Raw genomic sequence first — 25134 nt, 5'->3', positions numbered from 1 at the left:
CCCTTTTAATATGACCGCTAAAGTCTTCAAGCTATATAAGTTGAACTTTAGATTTACCGGGCCGGCATAGAACGCAACTGCGGTGAATGTTTGGACTTCCGGCCGCTGTTGTCTACAGATTTCTTGATTTATACCGCTATTTGCGGTTGAAATCCGTAGACTGCTTATGCTTTCGAAGCGAGCTTTCCTTCGGAAAGCTTTCAGGCGGTCGCTATCGCTCCTACAGTTCCAAAATTCCCCTCCGCTGCTTTAGCCTCTAGCTAGTTCTTTAGTTCAACTGATATAGCCCGCCAACAAAAAAACCTCTGCCTGCAATGCAGGCAAAGGTTTAAGAGGAAAGCCAAAACAGGCGCATAAAAAAACAGGCGCCAACGGCGCCTGTCATCCTTCTAGAGTTTCAGCTTCAGGAATTACAATCCGTAATAACGGGACTTGTCCGGTCCGTTACTGGTGTATTCCGTCTTCAACTCATTGCGGTAAGATCTTTCAATCTTGCGCACGTAGGAAAGTCTGCGGACATTCTTCATAACTTCCTCGGCGCGTTCCGCATTCACATACATGACCGCATAATGCATCTTCCGCGATACATAATGCAGTGTTCCATATTTTTCCAGATTACGCGCCGCCTTAACGTCGCTAACCCATACGATATATCCTGTCCGTTCCGCAAACATTAGCTCATCCGCCTTTCTTTCTCTCCCTCTCAGAGGCGCTTATCCGCAGGAGCATTTGCCTCCGCTGCCGCATCCGCCGCCCTTAGGATTCGGGTCATTGCTTGGAACCTTGATGCTCTCCGATACAGAGAACGCAATCGCTTCCGACATGGAATGAAGAATATCGTCCAGCGTCTTCTCGGCCAGCTTGAAGCGGGCAACTTCCTCGAATTGTTCAAGTTCCTGCTCCACCCGCGATACCTCATCCTTGGCCGAATGATAGTTCGGGTGAAAATGTCCGAACCGCTGTGTCTCTTCGAACAGCTCCTTCTTGTTCTGCAGCTGTTTGACCATGGCCTGGATTTCCGGGTTGCAATCTACCCGGCCTTTCCAGTATAAGTAATCCGACACTTCGGCCGATTGGTTAATCATGTCGCCTAATTCATAGGCGTATGTCAGCACTTCGGCCATATCGACCGTATTCAACTCCGCTACGCTCATGAACTTCAACTCTTTTCTACGTTAATGTTCTACCGTACACAGTAGACTACCTTATCATAACATAACCACTTGCTCCAGCAGAAGAAGAATTTCTCAGCTCCGCAGGAATCAGCAGCTTCATTTCATCCCAATCTCCCGGGTCCAGTTCCATTTCCGCATCACGAATCTGTGAATCGGAATCCAGCAGGCATCCGGAGACTCTCCATGGATGTCCGCTGATCCGCCCGGGAATAAAGTCGCAAACCTCATCTCTTATGGAAAGCCGGACTTTAATCCCCCACTTCAGCGCCTGCTCCATCACCTTTTGGGCCGTGGAGCCGTGATACTTCCGCCATTCCTTGATCCACATTTGCGGAACCTTTTCTTCACCGGTCCAATTGCTCTCTTCCACTTCAGCTGAGGACAGCGGTAAGGGCTGATAAACAGCTTCCCCGCCAAGGATTCCCCGCTTGGGGTCCGGGGCCGGGAGAACGAAGTCAGCTAATGGCAGGCCGGGATCGCCTAGATCAAATAGTTTTTGCTTCGCGCTGCCTTCCCTGCCGCCGATGATCCGCGGCGGGGCCATTCCGGCTGCCGCAAGCTCCTTGCGCACCTGCTCCACCTGATCACCCTGCACGATAAAATGAAGCGGGCCTACACGGGTGAGGCTGCTGCCAAGCCGGGGATGGGCGGCAATATCCGCTCCATCTGCCTCACTGCTGCAGGATAGCAGAATCACCTCGGAGAATACCGTTCGGCCAATCCCCTTTGCCCACTGTCTTAAAGATAGGTCCACCTGTTCCGGCAATCCCCCTTGTGCATGGGCAGCCAGCCAGGAAATCGCCGTCTCTGGCGACAGTCCCTGTTCAGCGGCATGCTCCAGCCTTTCCCGGGTCAGCCTGAAGCTCCACAGATCATCGCTATGCAGCAGCTCCGCGCAACCGCCAAGCGTCCAGCGGATAGTGTATGGCACTTCCGGCGGCACCAGCACCTCGAAATCCGGCTGAACAATAAACGACTGAAGGGAGGAATCTTGTAATATCTGCTTCTCCACGGGCACTGGAGCATTCAGGTCTTCCACTGTCCCGGAGCCGGGAGCTGGCCTATCCACAGTGAACAGATTCACGCAGCCGTCTCCTGCTTCCCCGCCTGGATCGGGCGTAGGCTTGGAGTCCGTCCAGCGGAAGCACCAGTCCCCGTAATCACTATACCCCAGCTCGCACCAGCCAAACCCGGCCAGACAGCTAAACCATGCCAGACAGGAGGCCTCCACTCCTGTTTCAGGATAATCTGCCGCAAGCTTTAACTTATGCAACCTGTCCAGAATATCCGGCAGGGAGAACCATTGACCAGGCGCGAACTCTCCAGCGGAAATACAGTATCGAAAATGCTGCCTGACAGGCTCCTGCAAGCCGTAGCGGTTTAAGATCAGGTTATACAAAATATCGTTCATCTGCGGCTCATTGAGCGCAAACCACTGATCCAGCCTTTCCATCTCCAGCATATAAGCCTCACTCTGCCGGCTAATCAGTCCAAGCATGAGCATAAGATCAACCATAACCATGGCTGTCAGAGGCTGGGGCTCAGCATAAGCATCTCCGGGAATCAAACCCCGTAAATGCTCTTCGCGCAAAGAGAGCAGTGCTGCCAGACGGCTGATATTCTTCTTGTGGATCACACCTTTGGCAGTCAGAGGCAATCCTTCACGCGCTGTGAACACCAATGCACGAAACAGCTCACCCGGCAATCCGCTGCCTGCGGCAAGCTTGAGTGTTACCTTGTCGCCAGCCACTGGCAGCGGGCTCATGGAGAAGAAATGCTGGTGGATAGCTGCGAGCTGCCGCACGGGAATCTGATACAGCTTCTCCCCCCATATTTTCTGCCGCAGCTCCAGCATTCCAGCCTGACGAAGCTCCTTCAGTGCAAGCTGCTGCTCGGCGCGGCACAGGGTGGCAGGACGCAAGCTGTCTGCCTTCTCCACCGCAAAGGGCTGGGCCGCATGGACCGCGCATATCATTTTCAGCACTTCCTGCGCTTCGGGCGATAACCCGTTCATAAAACCGCCTCCTCTTGCGTGTCCACGCCTCTGACGGCGTAATCGTAGCCTTGCTCAGTCAGAAACAGCCGCCGCCGCAGAGCAAAATCCTGTTCTCTGCTGTCTTCCGAGACAAGTGTATAGAAATACGCTTTATTCTCACCCGGCTTCGGGCGCAGAATCCGGCCCAACCGCTGGGCTTCCTCCTGCCGTGAACCAAAGGCTCCCGAAACCTCGATCGCCACCGAGGCATCCGGAAGATTCACGGCAAAATTGGCCACCTTGGAGACCACCAGCACCCGCAGCTGCCCTTCATTGAAGGCAGCATACAATTGGCTTCTTTCCCGCTGTGGCGTTTTCCCAGTGATCAAGGGTGCCTGCAGGCTTTCGGCCAGCTGCTCCAGCTGATCCAGGTATTGGCCGATGACCAGTACAGCAGCACCGGTATGGGACTTAATGATCTTGGCGGCAGCTGCTGCCTTGGCCGGATTCCCGGCAGCAAGCCGAAACTGCTCTTTTCCGCCAGCATAGATATATTTGCTCCTTAAACCGGAGTTCATGGGTATCAACATCTCTATGCAATCCACAGCGGCGATCCAGCCCTCTTTCTCCAGAGACTTCCAGGGCAGATCATAACATTTCGGACCGATGAGGGAGAATACATCCCCTTCCCGCCCATCTTCTCTGACAAGCGTGGCGGTAAGCCCCAGACGGCGGGTCGCCTGTATATCCGCCGTAGCCCGGAATACAGGAGCCGGAAGCAAATGGACCTCGTCATAAATGATCAGTCCCCAGTTCCGTTCATTAAACAGATTCATATGCAGAAACGGTCCGTCTTTGGCCCGGCGAAACGTCAGTATTTGATAAGTTGCCACAGTGATTGGACGTACTTCTCTTTTCTCACCGGTATACTCCCCTACGGCATTTGTATCCAGATTCGTCCACCGCAGCAGTTCATCACGCCATTGTCCTACGGAGGTAGAGCTTGAAGTCAGAATCAGCGTCTCGCATTGCAGATCTTCCAACACAGCAAGACCTACAACCGTCTTGCCCGCACCGCAGGGCAGAACGACAACACCGCTGCCTCCCGTGCCCCCAATCCCCCGAAACATACGGACAGCTTCCTTCTGATAATCCCGAAGCCCGAATGATGCTTCCGGTTCCAGTTCCAGCCCCTCTGCTCCCCTCCAGGCCAGACTTAAAGTCTGCCCTTCACGATAACCGGCATAATCCAGCACAGGATAGCCCAGCCTGGTCAGCTCTTGCTTCAGTATCCCGCGCTGTTCAGCGGGACAGACGCTTTCCTGGGGGAGGTGCCTCCGCAGACCCAAAGCCTGTAAGGACTGGTTCACTTCCAATTCATCCAGCAGTCCGGGTTGATTGGCACGTAAAATAATATAGCGGGGATCCCCCATATGAGCATACAGTTCCAAGCTGCCGTACCGGGACATCAGCTCACCAATCTCCTGCTCCAGTTCGGCAGGAAGCCCCCAGCGGGAGAGCTTTTTCAGGCTGGAAATAATGTTCTCCGCTGTATGACCGGAAGCGGCGGCATTCCAGAGCGACAATGGTGTAATCCGGTAGGTGTGGTAAGCGGTTGGGCTTTTGACCAGCTCCGCGTAATCCGCCAGTGCTATTCTTGCGGCCTCGAACCCGGGATGAGCGCAATCCAGCAGGATTGTCCGATCTTTCCGGGTGATGCAGGGCCCTGTTCCATTCATCGAATCCCTCCTGTGCTTATGTCATGTTCAACCTGAGTTGGGTTATGTATCCCGTATCCTCCCCGCAGGATAGCGGAAAAAGCCCATCTCCGCGCCAGCGGACATGAGCTTCCCTTGTATTCTTATCAATGCAGCTGCCGCTGCGAGATTTCGCTTAGCGCTTCTCCCGCTTCGTCCGCGAAGATACGCTTCACCGCCAAATCGCCGAGCGATACGATGCCGATCAGCTTCTTCCCCTGGACCACCGGCAGGCGGCGGACTTGTGCTGAAGCCATGAGTTCAGCCGCCTCGTCCACAGATGCAGATTCGGAAACAGTGATGACCTCTTTGCTCATCACCGTTTCCACGGAGGTTGATCCGGAATGCTTGTCCGCATAACCTCTAAGCACAAGATCCCGGTCTGTAATTACGCCAATCAATGTTTCTCCATCATTAGAATCAACTACGGGAACAAATCCGGTGTCATAGTCTCTCATTTTGACGGCAACCTCATATACATTATCCAGCAGTGTAACCGTCGCAGTGTGCGTGGTCATTACCTCTTTGACTGTCTTCAAGAAGCCTTCCTCCTGTCATGTCGCTATGTTATACGGGAGTAGGGTTTCCTCAATGTCTTCAAATTATACGATAAAAGATTATTCGTTCAGACAAGAATCAGCCATTGCCACCAGCAGCTTGGCGCCATGCAGCATGGCCTCTTCGTCAAAATCGAATTTGCTGTGGTGATGCGGATAAACCGCCCCTTTATCCGGATTGCCTGCACCCACAAAGATGAAACAGCCGGGAATCTCTTTGACATAATACGAGAAATCCTCCGCCGGCATAAGCTTCTCCATAAGGATAACATCTGCGGAATCACCCAGTGCCTCAGGAGCCACCCGGAAAAAACGGTTGAATTCCGCTTCATGATTGACCAGCGGCGGGTAACCCATGAGGTAGTCGATCTTGGATTCCGCACCATATGCTGCGGCTATAGAGGCTGTAAGCTCTTCGATTCTCCGCCGGATTAAGTAACGCGTCTCCTCATCAAATGCGCGTACTGTTCCGGTTATCCGGCAGCGTTCCGCGATGATATTCTGGGCAGAGCCTCCCTGGATCGTTCCCACGCTGACAACAGCGGGACATAGCGGATCAACGGAACGGCTGACAATGCTTTGCAGTGCAGTGACAAGCGCTGCACCGGCCACAATGCTGTCGATGGTGCGATGGGGCATGCCGCCGTGTCCGCCTTTGCCGGTAATATCAATAAAAAACTCATCGGCAGAAGCCATTAGCGGTCCGGGGGCACTACCGATGGTGCCCAGTGGAAGCGGAGTCCACAGATGCAGGCCATATATAGCATCTGCCCCCTCCAGCACACCTTCGGCAATCATGCCCTGAGCTCCGCCGGGGCAAATTTCTTCCGCCGGCTGGAATAGAAACCGCAGTTCTCCTGTGATCTCTTCACGGCGGGTGCTGTAATACGAAGCAGCGGCGAGCAGCATGGCTGTATGCCCGTCGTGGCCGCAGGCATGCATGACCCCTGTATTCTGTGAGGCATACTCGCTGCTGTTCTCCTCCGTGATATTCAGGGCATCCATATCCGCGCGCAGGACCACTGTTTTGCCTGGCCGCGTTCCCTTAAGGATTCCTGTCAGTCCATAACCGGCTCCGCTTCTTCTGACCTCAATTCCGAATTCGGCCAATCTGGCCGCTACATAAGCTGACGTCTCCTTCTCCTGGTATGACAATTCCGGATGACGGTGCAGATGGCGGCGCCATTTCACCATTTCCGGAAGCAGTTGTTCGATTGCTAACCTGTCCATATTTGCTCCATTCCCTTCTCCCGATAACCCGCTCCGGCCAAGACAGCAAGCGCTCCGCATCTTCATATCCCGGCCGCAAAGAGCTATATTTCTTTTATTGTAGCAGAAACGCAAAAAAGTGGGTATCTCCAGGCCCCGCCTGCCCTTGCGCAACCTTGGGAAACATACTATCATGAGGTAGACGTCTATAATTGCGATCAGAAATAATCATTATACTTCATAAAGGGGATATGTGCGCTATGATATTTGAGAACACGGGCCTCGTAGGATTGAAAAGCGATCTTCTCTATCTGGACGAAAGCGCGGCCAAGGCCGGGTTCATCCGCTGGCAATGGGAATACTATCGCGCCACTTACGACTGTAAGATCGAAGATCAGCAGAACGGCGGAGAATACTTCCTGCGGATCAATACGCGCGCTGTCGAAGGAAAGCTGGAGAAGCCGGATACCATACTTGCCATTGAAGCCGTTTACTTGGGCAAAGCAACCTTTCCCCATGGCCTGGAGTATACATCCCCTGTGCCGCAGCCTGTACTGGACACTGCCGCTAAGCGGATACTTGAACTGAAAGAGCTGTTGGAAGCTTGAGTAGCGTAAAGGGAAAGACAACCAAAAAAGTCAGCCTGCCCAAAAGAGGAACACCCGACTTCCAACTGCTTATTCTCACTTTGCTCCTTGTCGGCTTTGGACTGGTTATGGTTTTCAGCGCCAGCTCCAGTCTCACTCTGGCCAGTCAAAAATTCGGCAATGATTCGTTGTATTTTGTAAAAAAACAAGTTGTCTTTGTCATACTGGGAACCATCGTCATGTTTACGGTCATGAATATCCATTACAGCAAATTCAAAAAATGGTACGTGCCCATCTTCATCCTTACCTTGATTCTGCTGCTTGTAGTGGCTTTTACGGAGCGTATCAACGGTGCAAAAAGCTGGCTGAGCATCGGGAAGCTGGGCATCCAGCCTACCGAGCTGGCCAAACTCTCAATTATCCTTTATTTATCTGCACTCATTTCCAAAAAAGGCGAGCGGCTAAGGGATTTGCGCACCGGTTATATTCCGGTGATGGTCATTGTGGGAATTGTGGCCGGTCTAATTATGATGCAGCCGGATCTGGGCTCCTGTCTTATTCTGGTGGCTACCAGCGGGCTTGTCATTTATGCCGGGGGGGCCAGTATGAAGCATATTCTCGGTTCAATCGCCTTGCTAGTGCTGGGGGTTGGACTTGTCATGGGGGCAAAGACAGCAATTGATTCCTTGTCCCCGCCTACAAGTGAGAACATAGCCGCCAATGATTACAGAAAAGACCGGATTTCAGCCTTCCTGGATCCGGCTCAAGATGCTTCAGACAGCGGCTATAATATCATGCAGTCTTTGATTGCCCTCGGAGAAGGCGGAACTACAGGCTCCGGATTTGGACAAAGCGTGCAGAAGCTTCATTACCTGCCATATCCGTATACTGACTTTATATTTGCGATAATCGGGGAGGAACTGGGGTTTGTTGGAACCTCCATCTTTCTCCTGCTGTATCTGTACTTTATCTGGCGAGGCATTCTGATTGCACTCAGGTGCACCGATCCCTTCGGCACACTCGTCGGCATCGGAGTCATGGGGCTGATTGCCATTCAGGCCTTTGTCAACATCGGCGGGGTGACGAAGACGATTCCGTTGACGGGGGTAACCCTGCCTTTCATCAGCTATGGCGGTTCCTCTCTGCTTGTTTCCATGCTGTGCATGGGAATCATGCTCAGCATTTCGAGAGAAACCAACCGTCCCGCCAAGGAGGAGGTCACGAAATCCGTGACCACTGTCAGAGGTGTCCGGGCCCGCTAAGGGTACATAAGAGGAACTCTTGGTTAAATCAAGCTGAAACGGAAGGATAATTTATAGAGTGAAGCATATAAATTATTATATTGACAAAAAGGCAGTCCGGAGAGAACCTCCCGGACTGCCTTTTTGTCATGCCCCGCGACTCACTTGGAGAGACGGGAATAACCGCTTACGAAATTTCGTCATTCTTGAAGGCTACGCCTTCCACTTTGACATTAACCTCAACAATATGAAGCCCTGTCATGCTCTCCACTGCTTCGCGCACATTCTGCTGAAGCATCCGGCATACCTCGTGGATCGGAGTTTCATAGAGAACAATAATACGCAAATCAACTGCGGCTTCAAGCTGTCCCACTTCAACGGTAACACCCTTTTGCACGTTTTTACCGCTCAGACGCTTAGCCCAGCCTTCTGACAAGCCGCCTGACATGGCCGCAATTCCCGGAGTCTCCAAGGCAGCCAAGCCGGCAATTTTCGAGACGACATCATTTGATATCCGTATGTTTCCCATTTCCAATTGAAGTTGTTCCGCCATGCCATATCCCCCCTACACTCATTATCAATTATTGTAATTCGAAAACAGGCTAAAAAGCAAATGACTTTCTATCATGCCCGTTTACACACTGGATCAATTTGGTTATATTGAATTATGAATTCAACCTACATATACAAGACTGGAGTGTGCCACACTTGAAAAAATGGATTTCACCTTCGCTAATGGTCATTACTTTCCTACTTAGCGCAATTGGTCACTATGCAAATTGGGACCACACCCTTCAGTTCGTGGTATCTGCCATCGCCGTCATTTTTGTGGCAGGCTTCCTCGGAAGGGCCACAGAAAGCGTAGCCCACTACGCCGGTCAGCGGCTCGGAGGTTTTCTTAACGCAACCTTCGGCAATGCGGCCGAACTGATCATCGCCTTCTTTCTGGTCAAGGAAGGGCTGTATGACATGGTTAAAGCCTCTCTCACCGGTTCGATCATCGGTAATCTGCTGCTCGTTCTCGGGCTCAGCATCTTTGCCGGCGGCATGAAATTCAAGGTTCAGAATTTCAATGTCACGTTGGCCGGACTGAACGGTTCCTTGATGATCGTGGCCGTCATTGCCTTGTTTGTTCCCGCTATGTTCTTCAACACCCACTCCATCACGGAGAAGGACACCGATGTGCTAAGTCTTGTTGTCGCCGGGCTGCTTATCGCTGCGTATATCGCCTGGCTGGTCTTCTCTATGATAACACACAAGAAATACTTGGAGGATGTCACTGTGGACGGCGACGAAGAGCTGCCGAACGAGCATGCGCCCGTCTGGTCGAAGAACAAATCCATTCTCTATCTTGTACTGGCTACAGTGATGGTCGCTTTTGTCAGTGAATGGCTGGTGGGGACGCTAGAGACGTTAACCGAACGTTTCGGGTTCAGTGAGCTGTTCGTCGGTGCATTCCTTGTGGCGATTATCGGTAACGCCGCGGAGCACAGTGCTGCGATCATGCTGGCGATGAAGAACAAGATCGGTGCCGCCGTGGAGATCGCCGTCGGCAGCAGCCTGCAGATCGCCTTGTTCGTAGCCCCCGTTCTGATCTTTGCCAGCTATTTTATGGGCGATACGATGGATATTGTGTTCACCATCATCGAGATCGTCGCCATCGCCGTCTCTGTGTTTATTGCTAAATCGATCATACAGGACGGTGCGACCAACTGGTACGAAGGACTTCTCCTGCTCGTTGTTTATATGATTCTGGGTGTCTCTTTCTACCTGGTATAAGGTTGACCCCGCGAGAAGCTGCTACACTTCATACGAAACAAAAAACGCACATGAGCGGCCCGGCGGTCCTCATGTGCGTTTTTATAAATGGTTAGAGACTTGGCTTACAGCTCGCGCTCTTCCGCCTTCTTATTCAAAGCTTCGTACAGCACGGCCAAATTGCGTTCCAGCTCGCTCAGCACAAGCTTGCCCGTTTGCTCAGGCACCAGTCCCGCTCTGACCGCAAAATCGACCTCTTTGGAGAAGCCGTACATCTGGGTATCCAGCACTTCCTCATAGAGAGGGCAGTAACGAGTCGCCAGATTCTCCATCTGCACTTCGATGAGCTTCTGAATTTTATCGGCATCTTCTTGTAGAAGAGTGATCGCTTTAAGATTAAGCTGTTCCTGCAAATCCGATGAAGTCATGCATTTTCCCCCCCATGTCCAAAAGTTACAGCTGCAAATGCTATTTAATTTAATATTAGTCGAAATCCGAACCCAATACAAGAATTCAGTTTTTAATATATATAAAAACGCCCCACCGCAAGGGCAGGACGTCTTCGGAAATAGTAGATTACTCCGCAACAACTGTAAAATTCAAACCGTGTTTGGCAAAAACTTCACTCATTGCTTTTTTCGCTTCTTCGGCATCTGTGCCATGAACATGAAGCTCGTAGCTCTGGCTGGAGACCAGAGTAGTGAACAACCCAAGAATACTCTTAACATCAATATACTTGTTGTCCGCTTGAAGAACGATAGAAGAGTTGAACTGGCTTGCCGTTTGGGCAATATCCACGATTGCCGCATTGTTACTGGACATAGGAATCCCTCCGCAACTTGATTATGGAACAAAGTCTTTTCTAATCAATTCCATGATACATTGAATCCGCTTACTCGCGCAAGGTGTTTTCTTTTTATTACATCTTATTTCAGGTTTTCCGGGTTCAGACCTTGAAGTTCCGGAATAACGAAGATACCATCCTTGCGGATCAGCACATCATCAAAATAGATTTCTCCGCCGCCGTATTCCGGACGCTGAATCAGCACCAGATCCCAGTGAATGGACGAGCGGTTGCCATTATCAGTCACATCATAAGCCTGGCCCGGGGTGAAATGCAAGCTTCCGGCGATTTTTTCATCGAACAATATGTCCTTCATCGGATGCAGAATGTAGGGGTTGAAGCCAATGGCAAATTCACCGATATGGCGTGCGCCGTCGTCGGAATCCAGAATTTCGTTCAAGCGAACCGTATCATTGCTGGACGCTTCGACAATTTTGCCGTTCTCGAATTTGAATTTCACATTTTCAAAAGTCACACCGTTATAAAGTGTCGCAGCGTTGTAGCTGATCGTGCCGTTGACGGAATCACGAACTGGAGCGCTGTAAACCTCGCCGTCGGGAATGTTTTTTTGGCCGGAGCATTTCTCTGCACCGATGCCCTTAATGGAGAATGTGAGCTCTGTTCCCGGTCCCGCGATACGCACCTTATCGGTTGCACGCATCAGCTCGGCAAGCGCATCCTGTGCTTTGTCCATTTTGGCATAATCCAGGTTGCACACCTCGAAGTAGAAGTCTTCGAATGCTTCCGTAGTCGTATTCGCCAGTTGGGCCATGCTCGCATTCGGATAGCGCAGAACCACCCATTTGGTGTGCTTCACGCGTTGTTCACTATGTACCGGGTGGGAATACAGGGAATTGTACAGCTTCATATTCTCTTCCGGCACATCAGCCAGATCATTGACATTCTCTCCTGCACGGATACCGATATAACAATCCATTTGCTTCATCCGGTTCAGATCAATCTCTGCCCAGGTCTGCAGACTCTCACGGGTAGCATATTGAAGCATGCTGCGCAGAACAGTCCGGTCCGTCAGCTGCACGAATGCGTTGCCTCCGGCTTTGCCGACTTCCTCCACAACAGCTTTAATTAGATCTCTTTCGCTGCCGATCATTTCAACGAGCACGTTCTCGCCCGGCTGCACATTTACGGAATACCCTACAAGGTTTGCCGCAAGCTTCTGAATTCTTGGATCCTTCATTCTTCTCTCTTCCTTCCTCATCACTAAAAATAAACATACTATTCTATTGTAGCACGCCCGCAAAAGAGCGCAAGATCTCATGGTCAGTCAGCTCTGCTTCACCGGAACCCATAAAAATCAACATTGGTGATGTAAGTTTCTTCGGCGTCACTTCCGGCGGCAGTTGGATATTTTACCTTACGGGTCCAGGTCAGCCGCTTGGGCAGATTGCGCTTCACATCCACCTTCAGATAATACACCGATGAAATTTCGGCTTGCTCGAGCCTCTGCCGCAGCTCCTCGTCCTTCTGCTCCCATAATGCCATCATTGCCTCATTGACCTGCTTAGGCTTGCCTGCGGCCTCCTGTGGCTTGCTGTCACCGGACGGACGGATCAGCAGCATCTCTCTCTCCAGCTCGGCAGACAGCTGTTTCCTTGCCTCTCCCGGGGTCAGCTCAATCCGAAGTTCTTTAGTCCCTCTGGCGGCTCCTGCCCGCTTCGTTACCTTTTTCTCATTGCCCTCCAGTTCTTCCAGCTGAAGCAGCGGATTGAGCGCAGGAAGCGGATTACCGGCATTCGCAGCTGGAGCACCGGTCAGCATCTTCCATTCCCCGTCTTTTTTCTCCAATTGCGTGTAGTATGCCTCGGGAGTTTGTCTCTGTTCAAGCTTTTTCAGACCAGCTTTAGCCGCTGCCTTGGTCTTCCCATTCTCATCCGGCAGCAAAGTATACAGACTTACCTTGTTGTGATCTGCAACCTTTCCACCATAATAGAGCGCCGATTGCTCAACCGGCTTCCCTCCCAGCAGTAATGCAGCGGCACCTTCAAAGGATACCCCGTCTGTACCATCCATCCCGGCCAGAACAAGACTCAGCTCCTGGTCAGCCGGCTTATCCGAAATGGCACCACAGCCGCTGCATAGCAGACAATATAAAGATAGAACTACGGCAAGAATCGCCTCGCGCCGCCATAAAGGTAATTTCATCGTGTTCAAGCCTTTCCCGGTCCAAGTGTAGTTGCTCCTACAAATTCACCCGGAGGCGGAGCCGAGGCCAAATAGAAGTACCCGGGTGAACAATTATTAATAGGTTCCCCCTGCTGCCCGGGCTTATACTTTGATCTGTATTTCAAAAAAAAGAATCCCCGCCGTCAGGCCAGAGGATTCTTTGCCGTACTATCCACTTTCTTGGTATCGATGACAACCTGATTGCGGCCGTTGTTCTTCGCTTCGTAAAGTGCCATATCGGCCCTGTAGAACAGCGACTCCACACTCACCCGTTCATCTGTCCAACTCCATTCCGCGATGCCGCAGGATACGGTAACACGAGGCTCGGTCTCACCCATTACCCGCTTGCGGATCCGTTCGGCTACATAAAAAGCCTGCTGCACCCCCAGCTGCGGCAAATAGACCGCCAGCTCCTCCCCGCCCCATCTGGCAGCGATATCGCCTTGGCGGATGGAGGACTTCACAATCTCGCTCACCTGCTTCAGAATTTTGTCGCCCTTCTGATGGCCGTAGGTATCATTGACCGTCTTAAACTGATCAATATCAACGACAATCAAAGAGCCGCAGAAGTCCGATGTCTGCCTCTCCTTGATCTCCTCATCCAGGTAATGGCGGGCATAAAGACCGGTGAGACTATCACGGTTGGCCAGGAACCGCACCTCAGCATGCAGCCGGGCGTTGCCTACCGCAAGCCCGATGTGGCCCGCCATCGCCTGCAGCAGCCTGAAGCTGTCATAGGAAAAGAAATACGGTTCCCGGTGGGCAAGCATAATAGCACCGCGTACTTCTCCGCCTACATTAAGGGGAGTGGCAATCAGCGACTGCGAGCGAGTTGCGTCCATGAGCTTCGAAGAGGGTCCCGGCGTATTTAAATAATCCGACAAAATGATCGGCTCACCTGTAGTGTAGACATTGCCTCCCAGCCCTTGCCCTACTTCTATAAGTTCATTGCGCAGCGGAAGATGATTGCAGGCAATCGCCTCCAGCCCGCCTTTCTCTTCATTCATATGCAGAATGCAGCAATAATCGGCAGCAAACATCTCCAGCAGCTCTTCAAAGGCATACTGAAAAATATCACCCAACCGCAGGCTTTGGTTCAAACGTTGTGTCATTTCATTGCTCATACGCAATTCACGAATAAGCTGGTTGGAGCGTTCATACAGCTTGGCATTCTCAAACGCTGTCCCGGCCGTATCGGCAACCATCGAGAGGAAACGCAGGTCAACCTCCGAGAAAACTGGCTTATCCATAATCATATGAAAGACACCATATACGCCTTGCTTCCCTCCGAGCGGGAGGCCGACCTCCACATGCTGACTGTCCTCGCGCCCGGCATGCAGTGCTACCCGGCCGTCCTTGAAGGCACGCGCGCAGACATCATCACTATCCCAAAGCAGCGGAAGCGGCTTTACCTGCGGATGCGTGCTGCGGTGGTCCTGTGACATAAACAGCTCCAGTCTGGCACCCGGATACATCGCGGCAATACTCTCAATGACCTCGGTAAGCACGGCATCGACATCAATGTTGTCGTGCATCCGCTGGACAATCTGGAACAGGAGCGAACGGCGGATGCTCTCCCGCTCGGCATGCTGGTACACTCCCGCTAGATCTGATACAAAAACATGCTCAAACCTGCGGTAAAAGCAGGTCTGGAAATGCATGGCCATTGCTTCAGCCGTATTCTTTCCGCCCTGCTCATACTCCACGGCAGTCATGGAGCAGGCAAGCAGAGCAAAGATTTCCCGTTGACCTCGGGTAAACACCGGCAAGGTCAAAAGGTACACAGCTTGTCCGTTCTTCTGCTCCGGGACGGCATTGGCATCTCCGGAAAGCAGGCTTAGCCCTGCGGCTTCCGCCCATTTCGCATCCCAGCCCTCCTCTCGGATATTGCCGGAATCTGAGTCTAAAGGTTCAATCCACTTCCCTTCAAAATCCAGCAGACCCCAGTTCCATGATTCCGCGAAGGGAGGAACAGCCAGTCCACGCCAGTCCGCGAAGCTTTCCGCAATCAAATTGGCTGCATACGGGAAATCATAGGATACAATATCCGTTTCCCTGAGCCATGCGGCGGGATCTATCATATCTCCGCTTGACTGCATAGTGTCCTGCAACAGCATACGAGTGTCTTTGCGGCCGTATGCTTCCTGAACTGACATAAGCGGATCCCCTTTGCGTCTCATATTATTAATCTTCCGATAACATCTAATTAGCTATATTTTACTCTCTTTTTTCCTGTATTGCATTATATTTTCCTGATTTCAGGGATTTTTTTTAGGACCAAAGAACTAACGACAAAGATAGACAAAATCTCCTTAAAGATGCACTTGACTTTAACTGTTGTTTTCATATAATATTTATTGTTGAACAAGACTGTAAGAAGTCTTAATTGGGCGTAACGTTGTGTCACCCTCTACGCATTTCGTTACTGCCAGGGCAGCGGCTGAACTTCCCTGGCAGTGTGAAACCATTTGACGCTTTCGCGGATACGGATTGCGGCGCAAATAGGCCCTACAATGAAATTTCAACTATAAAGGAGTCTACTATAACATGGCACGTTACACCGGACCTAAATTCAAACTCAGCCGCCGTCTGGGCATTTCCCTTAGCGGTACAGGCAAAGACCTGAAACGCCCTTTCCCACCAGGACAGCATGGCGCTAACCAACGCAGAAAAGTAAGTAACTACGGAATGCAGCTTTTGGAAAAACAAAAACTGCGCCACATGTACGGCTTGGGCGAAAAGCAGTTTAAAACTCTTTTCACTAAAGCACAAAAGATCCAAGGTATCGCGGGCGAAAACTTCATGTTCCTGCTCGAAAGCCGCTTGGACAACCTGGTTTACCGTCTTGGTTTCGCTAACTCCCGTGCAGGTGCACGTCAGTTGGTATCCCACGGACACGTAACCGTTAACGGCAAAAAAGTCGACATCGCTTCTTACCGTGTAAGCGTGGGCGACGTTATCGGACTTCGCGAAAGAAGCCGCGCTATGACTTCTATCAAAGAAGCTTTGGAAAACCGCTCCCACCTTCCAGCTTACCTGGAATATGCTGACGGATCTTTCGAAGGTAAATACATCCGTTTGCCAGAACGCGCTGAGCTTTCCCAAGACATCGATGAGAAACAAATCGTCGAGTTCTACAACCGTTAAGATTTCGCGAACAGCGAATGCAAAGCAAAGCCTCCGGAGAATTCCGGAGGCTTTTTTGTATGCTTGTTCTTGTGCCAGGCGAGATAATTCTATTTAACAAGTCTTTTCCATTCCTTCTGAATTAGCTTCTGTGGTAAATTCAGGATAACTACTGAATCGGAGGAACCTGAATGCATCTATTAAAAGATAATTTAGTCATTCGTGAAGCGACTGCCAACGATGCGCAAACCTTGTGCAACTGGTGGAACGATGGAATGATCATGGCCCATGCCGGATATCCTGAAGGTCTCGGTACTACAGTCCAAGAGACTCTGGAGATGCTTCAGAATGCTACCGGCTGCAACCATCGCCTGATCCTGGAAATCGATGATGTGCCCGTTGGGGAAATGAACTTCAGAATATTAGCCGGGCACTGTGCAGAGATTGGTATTAAAATCTGCAATTTCAATCACCATAATCAAGGATTTGGGAGTGCGTTTCTTACTATGCTTATCAGCTCCCTGTTTAAGCAGCTGGAGGTTCAAAAAATCATTCTGGATACCAACCTCAAGAACTACAGGGCGCAGCATGTCTATGAGAAGCTCGGCTTTCGCAAAGTTGCGGTTCATCATGACTCCTGGAGAAATCAGCTCGGGGAACTGCAATCTTCAGTTGACTACGAGTTAACTAAAGAGAATTATGTAATGGAAGCTTCGGCAGATTAGGCTGCATTATGCAAAATAACCCCTAAGCTAAAGTTAATTTGGCATACTTCCGCTTGCCTACCTGGACAATGTCGCCCTCCTGAGGCTGGATTTCCCCGTTCGGATCCTCCTGCTTCACCCCGTTCAGCTTCACTGAGCCCTGCTGGATCGAACGTTTAGCTTCGCCTTTGGAGCCTGCAAAACCAAGCAGCGTTAACAGCTTGACCAGCTTAATTGTGCCGCTCAACAGCTCTTTAGCCGGTATGCCGATTGTCTCAATATCCTCCGGGAGCGCACGCTGCTGGAACACCGTAATGAAGTGCTGCTGCGCGGCCTCCGCGGCTGCTGTTCCATGGTACATTCGTACTAATGTATATGAAAGACGCATTTTGACATCCCGTGGATGGGCCGTCCCGTCGGCCAGACCCGCTTTCAAGGCAGCGAGCTCCTGATTGCTGATATCTGTAGCCATTTCGTAGTATTTCAGCATCACCTCGTCCGGCACGGACATCGCCTTGCCATAGACTTCATTAGCCTCTTCATCAATGCCGATGTAATTCCCCAGACTTTTGCTCATCTTCTGCACACCGTCGGTTCCTTCCAGCAGCGGCATCAGTATAACAGCTTGCGGTTCCAGGCCATATTCCTTCTGCAGTGTACGGCCCATCAGCACATTGAACTTCTGGTCCGTGCCTCCAATCTCCACGTCGGTCTTAAGAGCAACGGAATCCATCCCTTGCATCAGCGGGTAGAAAAATTCATGAATACTGATGGCCTGGCCGCCCTGGAAGCGTTTGGAGAAATCGTCGCGTTCCATCATCCGGGCTACGGTTACTTTTGCCGCCAGATTTACAACATCTGAGAAGGACATCGGGCTGAGCCATTCCGAGTTGCAGAAGATCTTTGTTTTCTCCGGGTCAAGAATCTTGTAAATCTGCTTCTTGTAGGTCTCGGCATTACGCTGCACATCGTCCTCACTAAGCTGCCTCCGTGTCTCGGATTTGCCCGTAGGATCCCCGATACGTCCGGTGAAATCTCCGATGACCAGCTGCACCTGATGCCCGAGCTCCTGGAACTGGCGCAGCTTATGAATCACAATAGTGTGTCCCACATGAATATCCGGCGCCGACGGATCAAGACCCAGTTTGATGTTTAGCGGAATACCCGCAGCAACGGATTGGATCACTTTGCGCTTCATTTCCCCCTCTGGCACTATTTCCACGGCACCACGCGTGATCACTTCCATCTGACGCTCGACTTCCTGCTGTTGGCTGATTGAAAGCTCTTCCCAAGTCATTTCCTTATTCCTCCCAGTTTTTCAACACTAATCAATCCAAAGAACGCAAAAAGAGCCTCTCATTCATCCCAAGGGACGAGTAAGAGGCTCGCGGTACCACCCTAATTAAAGATTTGCCGTGCCGGAGCACAGGCATTCTCTTTCACTTCATTGCCATAACGGGCTTGCACCCGGTCCAGGACTACTGAACAAGCGAAATGCGCTTGTAGTTCCTCCGGACAGCTCCAGACTGTAATTCAAAGGGGCCTGCTGCCGGTTCGCACCACCCACCGGCTCTCTGAAACACATGGCTTTCCTTCTACTGATGTCTTTCCACGCTTTTCGAATATCCAATTGAGTAAACTTATACCATAGGACCTTTTAAAAAGTCAACACCTCATGAATTCGACTTTCAGGCAGAAGCGCATTCAAATACGCCAAATTGTGCTATAATAGTTCCGTTAAAAGGAGGATTATCGTCGATGGTTGAGGAGAACAAAAAGAAGACCGTAAAACAGCATCCACCCCGAAGATCCTGGCTCCGCAGGTTCGGTTCAGTCGTAAAGTGGATGTTTATACTCGGCATACTAGGCATTCTGTTTGCTGGTGGTGCCTTGGCAGGCTACATAACTTCCATTGTGAAAGATGATCCTGTGCGCACCGAAGAATTGATTCAGCAGCAAGTCAGCTTGAACGCCGTCACCGGGTTTGCCTATTTCCGGGATGGGCAACCGATCGGTCAGCTTCGCACCGAAGAAGACCGCAGGCTAATTGAATTCAACGATATTCCACAGCTTGTGATTGATGCCGTCCTCGCTATAGAGGACAATAACTTCTATGACCATAAAGGAGTGGATTTCAGCAGTACCCTTCGTGCCGTCAAGCAGAAGCTGCTCAACGAATCGGTCCAGACCGGGGGCAGTACGCTTACCCAGCAGCTCGCAAGACGTGTATTTCTGAATCTGGACCGTACGGAAGACCGCAAAGTGAAGGAAATCCTGCTCTCCCTGCGGCTTGAACGTTTTTTATCCAAACAGGAAATTATTACCGCATATCTCAATAAGGTTCCCTTTGGGAACGGCTCCAACGGTTATAATGTGTTCGGTATCAAAGCCGCATCCAAGGGCATCTTCGGTGTGGAGGACCTGGAGAAGCTGAATGTTGCGCAAGCTGCCTATTTGGCCGGTCTGCCCCAGCTTCCTTCCAAGTATTCCGCATTTAACGGAGTGGGTGAATTCAACGAGACGGCCTTTAACAGAGCCATGGAGCGCCAGCAGCTCGTACTGCGGCGGATGCTGGAGGAGAACAAAATCACTTCCTCCCAGTATGATGAAGCGCGCCTCTTTGACATCAAAGGCTCTCTGGCACCGCATTCTAAGAAGGCCTATGCTACATTCCCTTACTTGATGCTGGAAACCGAACGCAAGGCGGCAGAGATCCTACTGTCGATCAACGAAGACAAGAAAAAAGCGAAAGATACCACGAGTCCGGCAGAAGACACAGTGCTTCTGGAGGAAGCCCGTCAGAAGCTAATGACCGGCGGATACCGTGTATACACTACGATTGACAAAAAAGTATACAGCGCTATGCACAGCATCTCCGAGAACAGTGATAATTTCACAAAAGACAGCAAGGCCAGAGGCAAGGAACAGACAGCCGGGATGATGATTGAGAACAAGACCGGAGCCATCCTGGGGATGATCGAAGGCCGGGACTTCAACATTGAACAGATGAACTATGCTACGCAGATGGTCCGTCAGCCGGGCTCGACCATGAAGCCGATTGCTGCTTATCTGCCTGCACTTGATGCGGGTCTGATCCAGCCTGCCGGCATCCTCGACGATGCTCCAATCATATTGAAGGATGGTTCCAAGGGATTCCACATCCCGAAGAATGCCAACAACCGTTATCAGGGTCTGGTTACCGCCCGCTATGCGCTTAACAAGTCTTTGAACATTCCTGCGCTCAAGCTGTTTAATGAGAAGGTTGGCATCGAAGACGCCTGGGCTTTTTCCAAGAAGCTGGGGATTACGACCATCCAGGATGAAGACTACAGTGCAAAAACCGGCGTAATCGGCGGTCTGCGTTATGGTGTATCTGTCGAGGAACTGACCAATGCCTACTCCTCCATCGCGAACAATGGCGCTTTTACCGATGCCTATATGATCGAGAAGATCGTTGATTCGGAAGGAAAAGTCGTTTACCAGCATAAGGTCAATCCGGAGCAGGTCTACTCCAAACAGACGGCATACCTCATGACGGATATGCTGCGCACAGTCATTACCGACGGAACTGCCAGCACTGTCAGAAAGAATTATAAACACTTCAAGGACGTACCGATTGTCGGCAAGACTGGTTCTACCCAGAATTACGGCGATGTGTGGTTTATGGGCTATTCACCGGATGTCACTCTCGGAATGTGGGTTGGCTATAAGGAGCAGATCAATACGCTCCAGGGAGATGCCCAGAAACGGCAGGCCCAGACGTTATGGACCAAGGTCATGAATGCGGTTATTGACAAGCGGCCTGAGCTGTTCGTAACGAAAGAGTTCAGTAAGCCTGACGGCATCGTCAAAAAGACGGTTTCGGCGTACAGCGGCAAGCTGCCTACCTCTTTAACCGACAAGTTTACTACAGACATGTTCAATGCCAAGTATGTACCGACGGAAAGTGATGATGGTATATCCAAAGCTAAATACATCACATACAAAGGCGTGAATTATATTCCGCTGGAAGGAACCCCTGAGGATTTCCTGAAGGAGAAGATCGTGGTGAAACGCGAAAAGCCGATTCAGGATCTGGTCAAGGAGCTGCTCGCCGCTTTCCCTGCAATGAAAGAGCACAAGGATTTGTCATATTATATGCCGGCTGATGCCAAAACCGATTTCCCGACCGAGGTTGATCCGCGTGTCGACGACGGTACGGCTCCTGCTGCTCCAGGCGAAGTAATCGTGTCGTACAACAGCGGCAAAGCCGTAATCAGCTTTACGCCTAGCAGCTCATCAGACGTTGTAGGCTACCGGCTGTACCGTTCCATGAACGGAGGCCCATTCAAGAAACAGCTTGTGCTTTCAGCCGGTGAAGGCAACGCTTTCTCGTCAGGCACACCTTCCAGTGTGAATGCCGCCTTCTACGTGGCTGCCGTTGATGTGGCCGATCATGAGTCAGCTTCCGGCAGTGTAGCCGGAGGTGCTACCCCGACTCCCGAAGCGACGCCTGCTCCGACAGAACTGCCGGGGACAGAACCAACGCCGGAAGGGGAGAATATACCGGGTGCCACCGAAGATCCCGGCATGATCATCGTTCCGCCAGTGAACGGAACGGAGATACCTCTTGACAGCGGAAGTGGAAGTAACGCTGCCGGAGGAAATGCTGCCGGCAACGGACAAAAACCGCAATAGCGGATTGCCTGAGGCGATCCATACAGAACAGCAAAAACACCGTTTCCGCGGATTCGCGGGAAACGGTGTTTTTTGTTATGCTGCCGCATGGCTTAGTCCTCAATGGTCGACAAATCCCCTTCAGGCAGATGCAGCTCCCAGGCTTTCAGCACCCGGCGCATAATTTTGCCGGAGCGTGTCTTGGGCAGCTTATCTTTGAATTCGATCTCCCGGGGCGCTGCATGAGCAGATAAACCGGCTTTGACAAAAGCGGCGATCTCTTCCTTAAGCTCCGTGGTCGGATAATAACCTTCCCGTAAGGAAATAAACGCCTTGATGATCTCTCCCCGCAGCACATCAGGTTTGCCGATGACCCCAGCCTCGGCTACCGCCGGATGCTCTACCAGCTTGCTCTCCACCTCAAATGGACCAATCCGTTCACCAGAGGAATTGATTACATCATCTATCCGGCCCTGGAACCAAAAATAACCATCCTCATCCATGTAGGCTGAGTCACCCGAGATATACCATCCGGGAATCCGGAAATACTCGTCGTATTTGGCCTTATTGTTCCAAATGGCGCCCATCATGGACGGCCAAGGGGTTCGTATCGCAAGATTTCCCATGGAATAAGGCGGCAGTACATTGCCCCTGTCGTCCAATATCGCTGCTTCAATGCCCGGCAGCGGACGTCCCATGGAACCCGGCTTAATATCCATCCGCGGGTAATTGCAGATTAACTGCGCGCCTGTCTCTGTCATCCACCACGTATCATGAATGCGCTGATGATAGAATTTGTCACCCCAGCGGACAACTTCCGGATTTAACGGCTCCCCTACGGACAGCACATGGCGCAGGCTGCTTAGGTCGATGCCCTCCAGGCTAGCCTCCCCTGCTCCCATCAGCATGCGGAAAGCGGTAGGTGCACTGTACCATACAGTAACGGCGAAACGCTCAATCGTCTTGTACCAGTCCTGCGGGCTGAAACGCCCGCCCCGCACCACATTGGTTACTCCGTTCAGCCAAGGGGCAAAGATGCCATAAGAAGTGCCGGTGACCCAGCCTGGATCAGCCGTACACCAATAGACATCGTCAGGCTGCAGGTCCAGTACAATTTTGCCGCTATAATAGTGTTGGATCATTGCTCTTTGTACATGATAGACACCTTTGGGTTTACCTGTGGAACCCGAGGTGTAATGCATAATCAGCCCGTCATCCAAACTGAGCCACTCGGGCTCAAGTTCAGCTGAAGCTGCCACCATCTCTTGTTCAAAGCCCAATATCCCCTGCTCCACATCGGTTGCACCGCCGACAACAATAATATGGCGCAGTTCCGGCAGCTCACTCTGCTTCACCCGGTGTAGGAGCTCCGGTGTAGTCACCAGCGCCACTGCGCCGCTATCCTCAAGCCGGTCCTTAACCGCCGTTTCCATAAATGCCTCGAATAGCGGACCAGCCACTGCTCCGATCTTAAGAATACCCAGCAGACTGAAATACAGCTCCGGCTTCCGCGGCATAAAAATAAACACGCGGTCTCCTTTACCAATGCCGTGCTTGCGCAGAACGTTACCGAACCGGTTCGAGCGTTCCTGCAAATCGGAAAAGGTATATCTTTCCTCTCTCGACGAATCGCTGTAAAGTAAGGCGGTTGACGCCCCACGGCCTTCCTGCACATGACGGTCCACGGCTTCATGGGCCATATTCACCTTGCCGGTACTATACCAGGAGAAGTCCCTCTCTACATCCTCCCACCGGAATTCGCTGACTGCCTGGGAATAATCCGCCATATTTGCGTTTTGCACGTGGCCCGGCAAAATTTCGCTGTGGACTTGCCCCATTACTCTTGCCTCCCTTACTCGTTTGATTTAAGCTTTAAGGGCGAGATTGATTTCCATCAAAATCCTGTCAATGTATTAAATGTGAAGTTTTTATGTCGGAATTAGTATATCACAGCAAGCGGTTACATTCCATATTTTAGTTAAGCGAAGGGAGCCCATTCATGGAGCACCGCAAAATCCGCGTTTCCCATACCTTTGTATATAACAGCAAGAACATTACAGTCAGTGGACCTTTATCTCCAAGCCTGCTGGAGGGCCTGCTTATGCATCCTGATCTGGATGCCTTCCGCAAACCAAGCGAACAGCTGGAAGCGCTCATAGACATCGCAGGACTGCCTGAGGGGCGGGTGATCGCCGCTGTCGAGAACCAAACTGTTATAGGCTATGTAACCTTTCACTATCCGGATGAATTGGAGCTTTGGTCACAGGGGGGAATGATGGATCTCATTGAGCTGGGGGCTGTAGAGGTGGCTAACGGGTATAGAGGGAGCGGGCTTGGCAAGCTGTTGATTTCCACCGCCTTTGAGCGGGAGCAGTTGGAGAACTGCATCGTATACACCACGGAATATTACTGGCACTGGGACCTGAAAGGCAGCGGGCTTGATGTATGGGCCTACCGGAAAATGATGGAGAAGCTGATGAAAACCGTAGATATGGTATGGTATGCTACGGATGATCCGGAAATCTGCTCTCATCCGGCCAACTGCCTTATGGTCCGTATCGGACGGGAAGTTCCGATGTCGTCTCAGGAAACCTTTGACAGAGTGCGCTTCAGACAGCGCTTTATGTACTAGAATAACCTGCCCTGCCTGATCACATTGCCTTCAGCATATATTCAAGTATGGCATGGGAACGCTCGGAAGCCTCTACTGTGAATTCGTGGTAATTGACATTCGCCGATCCGTCAGCCTTATCTGACATTGAACGGAGGATGACAAAGGGGATTTCATTCATGAAACACACCTGTGCAACAGCAGCCCCTTCCATCTCGGCGCAGGCGCCGTTCAGCTCCAGCCGCAGCTTGGCGACCAACTCCGCACTGGCTATAAATTGATCACCGGACAACACAACTCCGGTCACCGATTGCTGCTTAAGGTCATGACAGGCTTGTTCAGCAAGCTGCACCAGTGTTTGATCTGCCGGAAAGGCGGAAATCTCCTGATAAGGAATAACCCCTCTGGGGTATCCCAATGCAGATACATCCATATCATGCTGAATACACTGCGAAGAAATCACGATATCACCGATGTTCAGTCCTGGATGAACTGCACCGGCTACTCCTGTGAATAATACCCGCGAGACGCCGAAGGTGTCCAGCAGAATTTGCGTCGTGACCGCCGCGTTAACTTTGCCTACCCCTGATTTGCACAACACTGCCGATTTGCCAAACACCGTTCCTGTGTAATACTTTATGCCTGCCTTAACCGTTGTCACCCTATTGTCCATACTCTCCAGCAGCAGTTTAATTTCTTCATCCATGGCTCCGATTAATCCGAACACTTCACTCATCGGTACTCCTCCTG

Annotated in this window: 22 protein-coding genes and 1 other annotated feature; of the genes, 7 read left to right on the top strand and 15 right to left on the bottom strand. The window is 51.3% G+C overall.

Going from position 1 to position 25134, the window contains the following annotated elements:
* Window positions 1-410: 410 nt before the first annotated feature.
* The 6 genes from H70357_RS14320 to H70357_RS14295 form a co-directional block, all read right to left on the bottom strand.
* Window positions 411-674, bottom strand: coding sequence for a YlbG family protein (locus tag H70357_RS14320; RefSeq protein ID WP_020432997.1), 264 nt, complete (start codon window positions 672-674; stop codon window positions 411-413).
* A 39-nt stretch (window positions 675-713) separates the two neighbouring features.
* Window positions 714-1154, bottom strand: a complete 441-nt coding sequence (locus H70357_RS14315; protein WP_038590509.1) for a YlbF/YmcA family competence regulator — start codon at window positions 1152-1154, stop codon at window positions 714-716.
* A gap of 46 nt (window positions 1155-1200) precedes the next feature.
* Entirely contained in the window at window positions 1201-3189 is a 1989-nt protein-coding gene (locus tag H70357_RS14310) for a helicase-associated domain-containing protein (RefSeq protein ID WP_038590506.1), read from the bottom strand.
* Window positions 3186-4889, bottom strand: a complete 1704-nt coding sequence (locus H70357_RS14305) for a DNA repair helicase XPB (protein WP_038590504.1) — start codon at window positions 4887-4889, stop codon at window positions 3186-3188. The genes H70357_RS14310 and H70357_RS14305 overlap by 4 nt, the downstream gene beginning before the upstream one ends.
* A gap of 125 nt (window positions 4890-5014) precedes the next feature.
* On the bottom strand, window positions 5015-5446 hold the full coding sequence (locus H70357_RS14300; protein WP_038590501.1) for a CBS domain-containing protein: 432 nt from the start codon (window positions 5444-5446) through the stop codon (window positions 5015-5017).
* A gap of 78 nt (window positions 5447-5524) precedes the next feature.
* Entirely contained in the window at window positions 5525-6694 is a 1170-nt protein-coding gene (locus H70357_RS14295; RefSeq protein WP_038590500.1) for a M20 family metallopeptidase, read from the bottom strand.
* 239 nt (window positions 6695-6933) lie between these two features.
* Here H70357_RS14295 and H70357_RS14290 point away from each other — a divergent pair, with 239 nt between their 5' ends.
* Both H70357_RS14290 and ftsW read left to right on the top strand, forming a co-directional pair.
* The gene (locus tag H70357_RS14290; RefSeq protein ID WP_038590497.1) at window positions 6934-7281 is read left to right on the top strand and encodes a YugN family protein; all 348 of its coding nucleotides are present in this window, start codon (window positions 6934-6936) and stop codon (window positions 7279-7281) included.
* Window positions 7278-8522 (top strand): putative lipid II flippase FtsW, encoded by a 1245-nt coding sequence (ftsW, locus tag H70357_RS14285; protein ID WP_052092025.1) that lies wholly within the window; start codon window positions 7278-7280, stop codon window positions 8520-8522. Before H70357_RS14290 ends, ftsW begins: the two co-directional genes overlap by 4 nt.
* Window positions 8523-8688: 166 nt before the next feature.
* Here ftsW and H70357_RS14280 read toward each other — a convergent pair whose 3' ends face one another.
* Complete coding sequence (locus H70357_RS14280; RefSeq protein WP_019911482.1) at window positions 8689-9054, bottom strand: Asp23/Gls24 family envelope stress response protein; 366 nt, start codon at window positions 9052-9054, stop codon at window positions 8689-8691.
* A gap of 155 nt (window positions 9055-9209) precedes the next feature.
* Between H70357_RS14280 and cax the strand changes: the two genes are divergently transcribed.
* Window positions 9210-10280, top strand: coding sequence for a calcium/proton exchanger (cax, locus tag H70357_RS14275; protein WP_038590495.1), 1071 nt, complete (start codon window positions 9210-9212; stop codon window positions 10278-10280).
* 104 nt (window positions 10281-10384) lie between these two features.
* Here the strand turns inward: cax and H70357_RS14270 are convergent, their stop codons facing one another.
* The 5 genes from H70357_RS14270 to H70357_RS14250 form a co-directional block, all read right to left on the bottom strand.
* Entirely contained in the window at window positions 10385-10687 is a 303-nt protein-coding gene (locus H70357_RS14270) for an Fpa/YlaN family protein (protein WP_038590492.1), read from the bottom strand.
* A gap of 148 nt (window positions 10688-10835) precedes the next feature.
* Window positions 10836-11081, bottom strand: coding sequence for an HPr family phosphocarrier protein (locus tag H70357_RS14265; protein WP_038590490.1), 246 nt, complete (start codon window positions 11079-11081; stop codon window positions 10836-10838).
* A gap of 104 nt (window positions 11082-11185) precedes the next feature.
* The gene (locus H70357_RS14260; RefSeq protein WP_038590487.1) at window positions 11186-12301 is read right to left on the bottom strand and encodes an aminopeptidase; all 1116 of its coding nucleotides are present in this window, start codon (window positions 12299-12301) and stop codon (window positions 11186-11188) included.
* A 98-nt stretch (window positions 12302-12399) separates the two neighbouring features.
* Window positions 12400-13266 (bottom strand): hypothetical protein, encoded by an 867-nt coding sequence (locus H70357_RS14255; protein WP_038590485.1) that lies wholly within the window; start codon window positions 13264-13266, stop codon window positions 12400-12402.
* 164 nt (window positions 13267-13430) lie between these two features.
* Window positions 13431-15443 (bottom strand): sensor domain-containing diguanylate cyclase, encoded by a 2013-nt coding sequence (locus H70357_RS14250; RefSeq protein WP_038599541.1) that lies wholly within the window; start codon window positions 15441-15443, stop codon window positions 13431-13433.
* Window positions 15444-15834: 391 nt separating this feature from the next.
* Between H70357_RS14250 and rpsD the strand changes: the two genes are divergently transcribed.
* Window positions 15835-16434 carry a 30S ribosomal protein S4 gene (gene rpsD / locus H70357_RS14245; RefSeq protein ID WP_038590482.1) on the top strand — a complete coding sequence of 200 codons (600 nt, stop codon included), beginning with the start codon at window positions 15835-15837 and terminating at the stop codon, window positions 16432-16434.
* Between the two features lie 170 nt (window positions 16435-16604).
* Window positions 16605-17138 carry a GNAT family N-acetyltransferase gene (locus H70357_RS14240; protein ID WP_038590479.1) on the top strand — a complete coding sequence of 178 codons (534 nt, stop codon included), beginning with the start codon at window positions 16605-16607 and terminating at the stop codon, window positions 17136-17138.
* Window positions 17139-17160: 22 nt separating this feature from the next.
* On the opposite strand, the gene tyrS is transcribed toward H70357_RS14240, so the two are convergent.
* Window positions 17161-18414, bottom strand: a complete 1254-nt coding sequence (gene tyrS / locus H70357_RS14235) for a tyrosine--tRNA ligase (RefSeq protein ID WP_038590476.1) — start codon at window positions 18412-18414, stop codon at window positions 17161-17163.
* 68 nt (window positions 18415-18482) lie between these two features.
* Window positions 18483-18738: a binding site (T-box leader), on the bottom strand.
* 137 nt (window positions 18739-18875) lie between these two features.
* On the opposite strand from tyrS, the gene H70357_RS14230 reads away from it, so the two are divergent.
* The gene (locus H70357_RS14230) at window positions 18876-21794 is read left to right on the top strand and encodes a transglycosylase domain-containing protein (RefSeq protein WP_052092024.1); all 2919 of its coding nucleotides are present in this window, start codon (window positions 18876-18878) and stop codon (window positions 21792-21794) included.
* 92 nt (window positions 21795-21886) lie between these two features.
* Here the strand turns inward: H70357_RS14230 and acsA are convergent, their stop codons facing one another.
* On the bottom strand, window positions 21887-23611 hold the full coding sequence (gene acsA, locus H70357_RS14225) for an acetate--CoA ligase (protein WP_038590473.1): 1725 nt from the start codon (window positions 23609-23611) through the stop codon (window positions 21887-21889).
* A 161-nt stretch (window positions 23612-23772) separates the two neighbouring features.
* On the opposite strand from acsA, the gene H70357_RS14220 reads away from it, so the two are divergent.
* Window positions 23773-24405: a GNAT family N-acetyltransferase gene (locus H70357_RS14220; protein WP_038590470.1), complete on the top strand. Its 633-nt coding sequence runs from the start codon at window positions 23773-23775 to the stop codon at window positions 24403-24405.
* A gap of 19 nt (window positions 24406-24424) precedes the next feature.
* Here H70357_RS14220 and H70357_RS14215 read toward each other — a convergent pair whose 3' ends face one another.
* The gene (locus H70357_RS14215) at window positions 24425-25120 is read right to left on the bottom strand and encodes a 5'-methylthioadenosine/adenosylhomocysteine nucleosidase (protein WP_038590467.1); all 696 of its coding nucleotides are present in this window, start codon (window positions 25118-25120) and stop codon (window positions 24425-24427) included.
* Window positions 25121-25134 lie beyond the last annotated feature (14 nt).

The organism is Paenibacillus sp. FSL H7-0357, assembly GCF_000758525.1.
In the GTDB taxonomy this organism is placed as follows: Bacteria; Bacillota; Bacilli; order Paenibacillales; family Paenibacillaceae; genus Paenibacillus_AQ.
The sequence above is the reverse complement of the archived record's forward strand: the minus strand, read 5'-3'. Positions and strand labels throughout refer to the sequence as shown.

Coding starts and splice junctions, on each gene's coding strand:
- H70357_RS14320 (WP_020432997.1), bottom strand. CDS start 674: ATGTTTGCGGAACGGACAGGATATATCGTATGGGTTAGCGACGTTAAG.
- H70357_RS14315 (WP_038590509.1), bottom strand. CDS start 1,154: ATGAGCGTAGCGGAGTTGAATACGGTCGATATGGCCGAAGTGCTGACA.
- H70357_RS14310 (WP_038590506.1), bottom strand. CDS start 3,189: ATGAACGGGTTATCGCCCGAAGCGCAGGAAGTGCTGAAAATGATATGC.
- H70357_RS14305 (WP_038590504.1), bottom strand. CDS start 4,889: ATGAATGGAACAGGGCCCTGCATCACCCGGAAAGATCGGACAATCCTG.
- H70357_RS14295 (WP_038590500.1), bottom strand. CDS start 6,694: ATGGACAGGTTAGCAATCGAACAACTGCTTCCGGAAATGGTGAAATGG.
- H70357_RS14290 (WP_038590497.1), top strand. CDS start 6,934: ATGATATTTGAGAACACGGGCCTCGTAGGATTGAAAAGCGATCTTCTC.
- H70357_RS14280 (WP_019911482.1), bottom strand. CDS start 9,054: ATGGCGGAACAACTTCAATTGGAAATGGGAAACATACGGATATCAAAT.
- H70357_RS14270 (WP_038590492.1), bottom strand. CDS start 10,687: ATGACTTCATCGGATTTGCAGGAACAGCTTAATCTTAAAGCGATCACT.
- H70357_RS14265 (WP_038590490.1), bottom strand. CDS start 11,081: ATGTCCAGTAACAATGCGGCAATCGTGGATATTGCCCAAACGGCAAGC.
- H70357_RS14260 (WP_038590487.1), bottom strand. CDS start 12,301: ATGAAGGATCCAAGAATTCAGAAGCTTGCGGCAAACCTTGTAGGGTAT.
- H70357_RS14255 (WP_038590485.1), bottom strand. CDS start 13,266: ATGAAATTACCTTTATGGCGGCGCGAGGCGATTCTTGCCGTAGTTCTA.
- H70357_RS14250 (WP_038599541.1), bottom strand. CDS start 15,443: ATGTCAGTTCAGGAAGCATACGGCCGCAAAGACACTCGTATGCTGTTG.
- rpsD (WP_038590482.1), top strand. CDS start 15,835: ATGGCACGTTACACCGGACCTAAATTCAAACTCAGCCGCCGTCTGGGC.
- H70357_RS14240 (WP_038590479.1), top strand. CDS start 16,605: ATGCATCTATTAAAAGATAATTTAGTCATTCGTGAAGCGACTGCCAAC.
- tyrS (WP_038590476.1), bottom strand. CDS start 18,414: ATGACTTGGGAAGAGCTTTCAATCAGCCAACAGCAGGAAGTCGAGCGT.
- H70357_RS14230 (WP_052092024.1), top strand. CDS start 18,876: ATGGTTGAGGAGAACAAAAAGAAGACCGTAAAACAGCATCCACCCCGA.
- acsA (WP_038590473.1), bottom strand. CDS start 23,611: ATGGGGCAAGTCCACAGCGAAATTTTGCCGGGCCACGTGCAAAACGCA.
- H70357_RS14220 (WP_038590470.1), top strand. CDS start 23,773: ATGGAGCACCGCAAAATCCGCGTTTCCCATACCTTTGTATATAACAGC.
- H70357_RS14215 (WP_038590467.1), bottom strand. CDS start 25,120: ATGAGTGAAGTGTTCGGATTAATCGGAGCCATGGATGAAGAAATTAAA.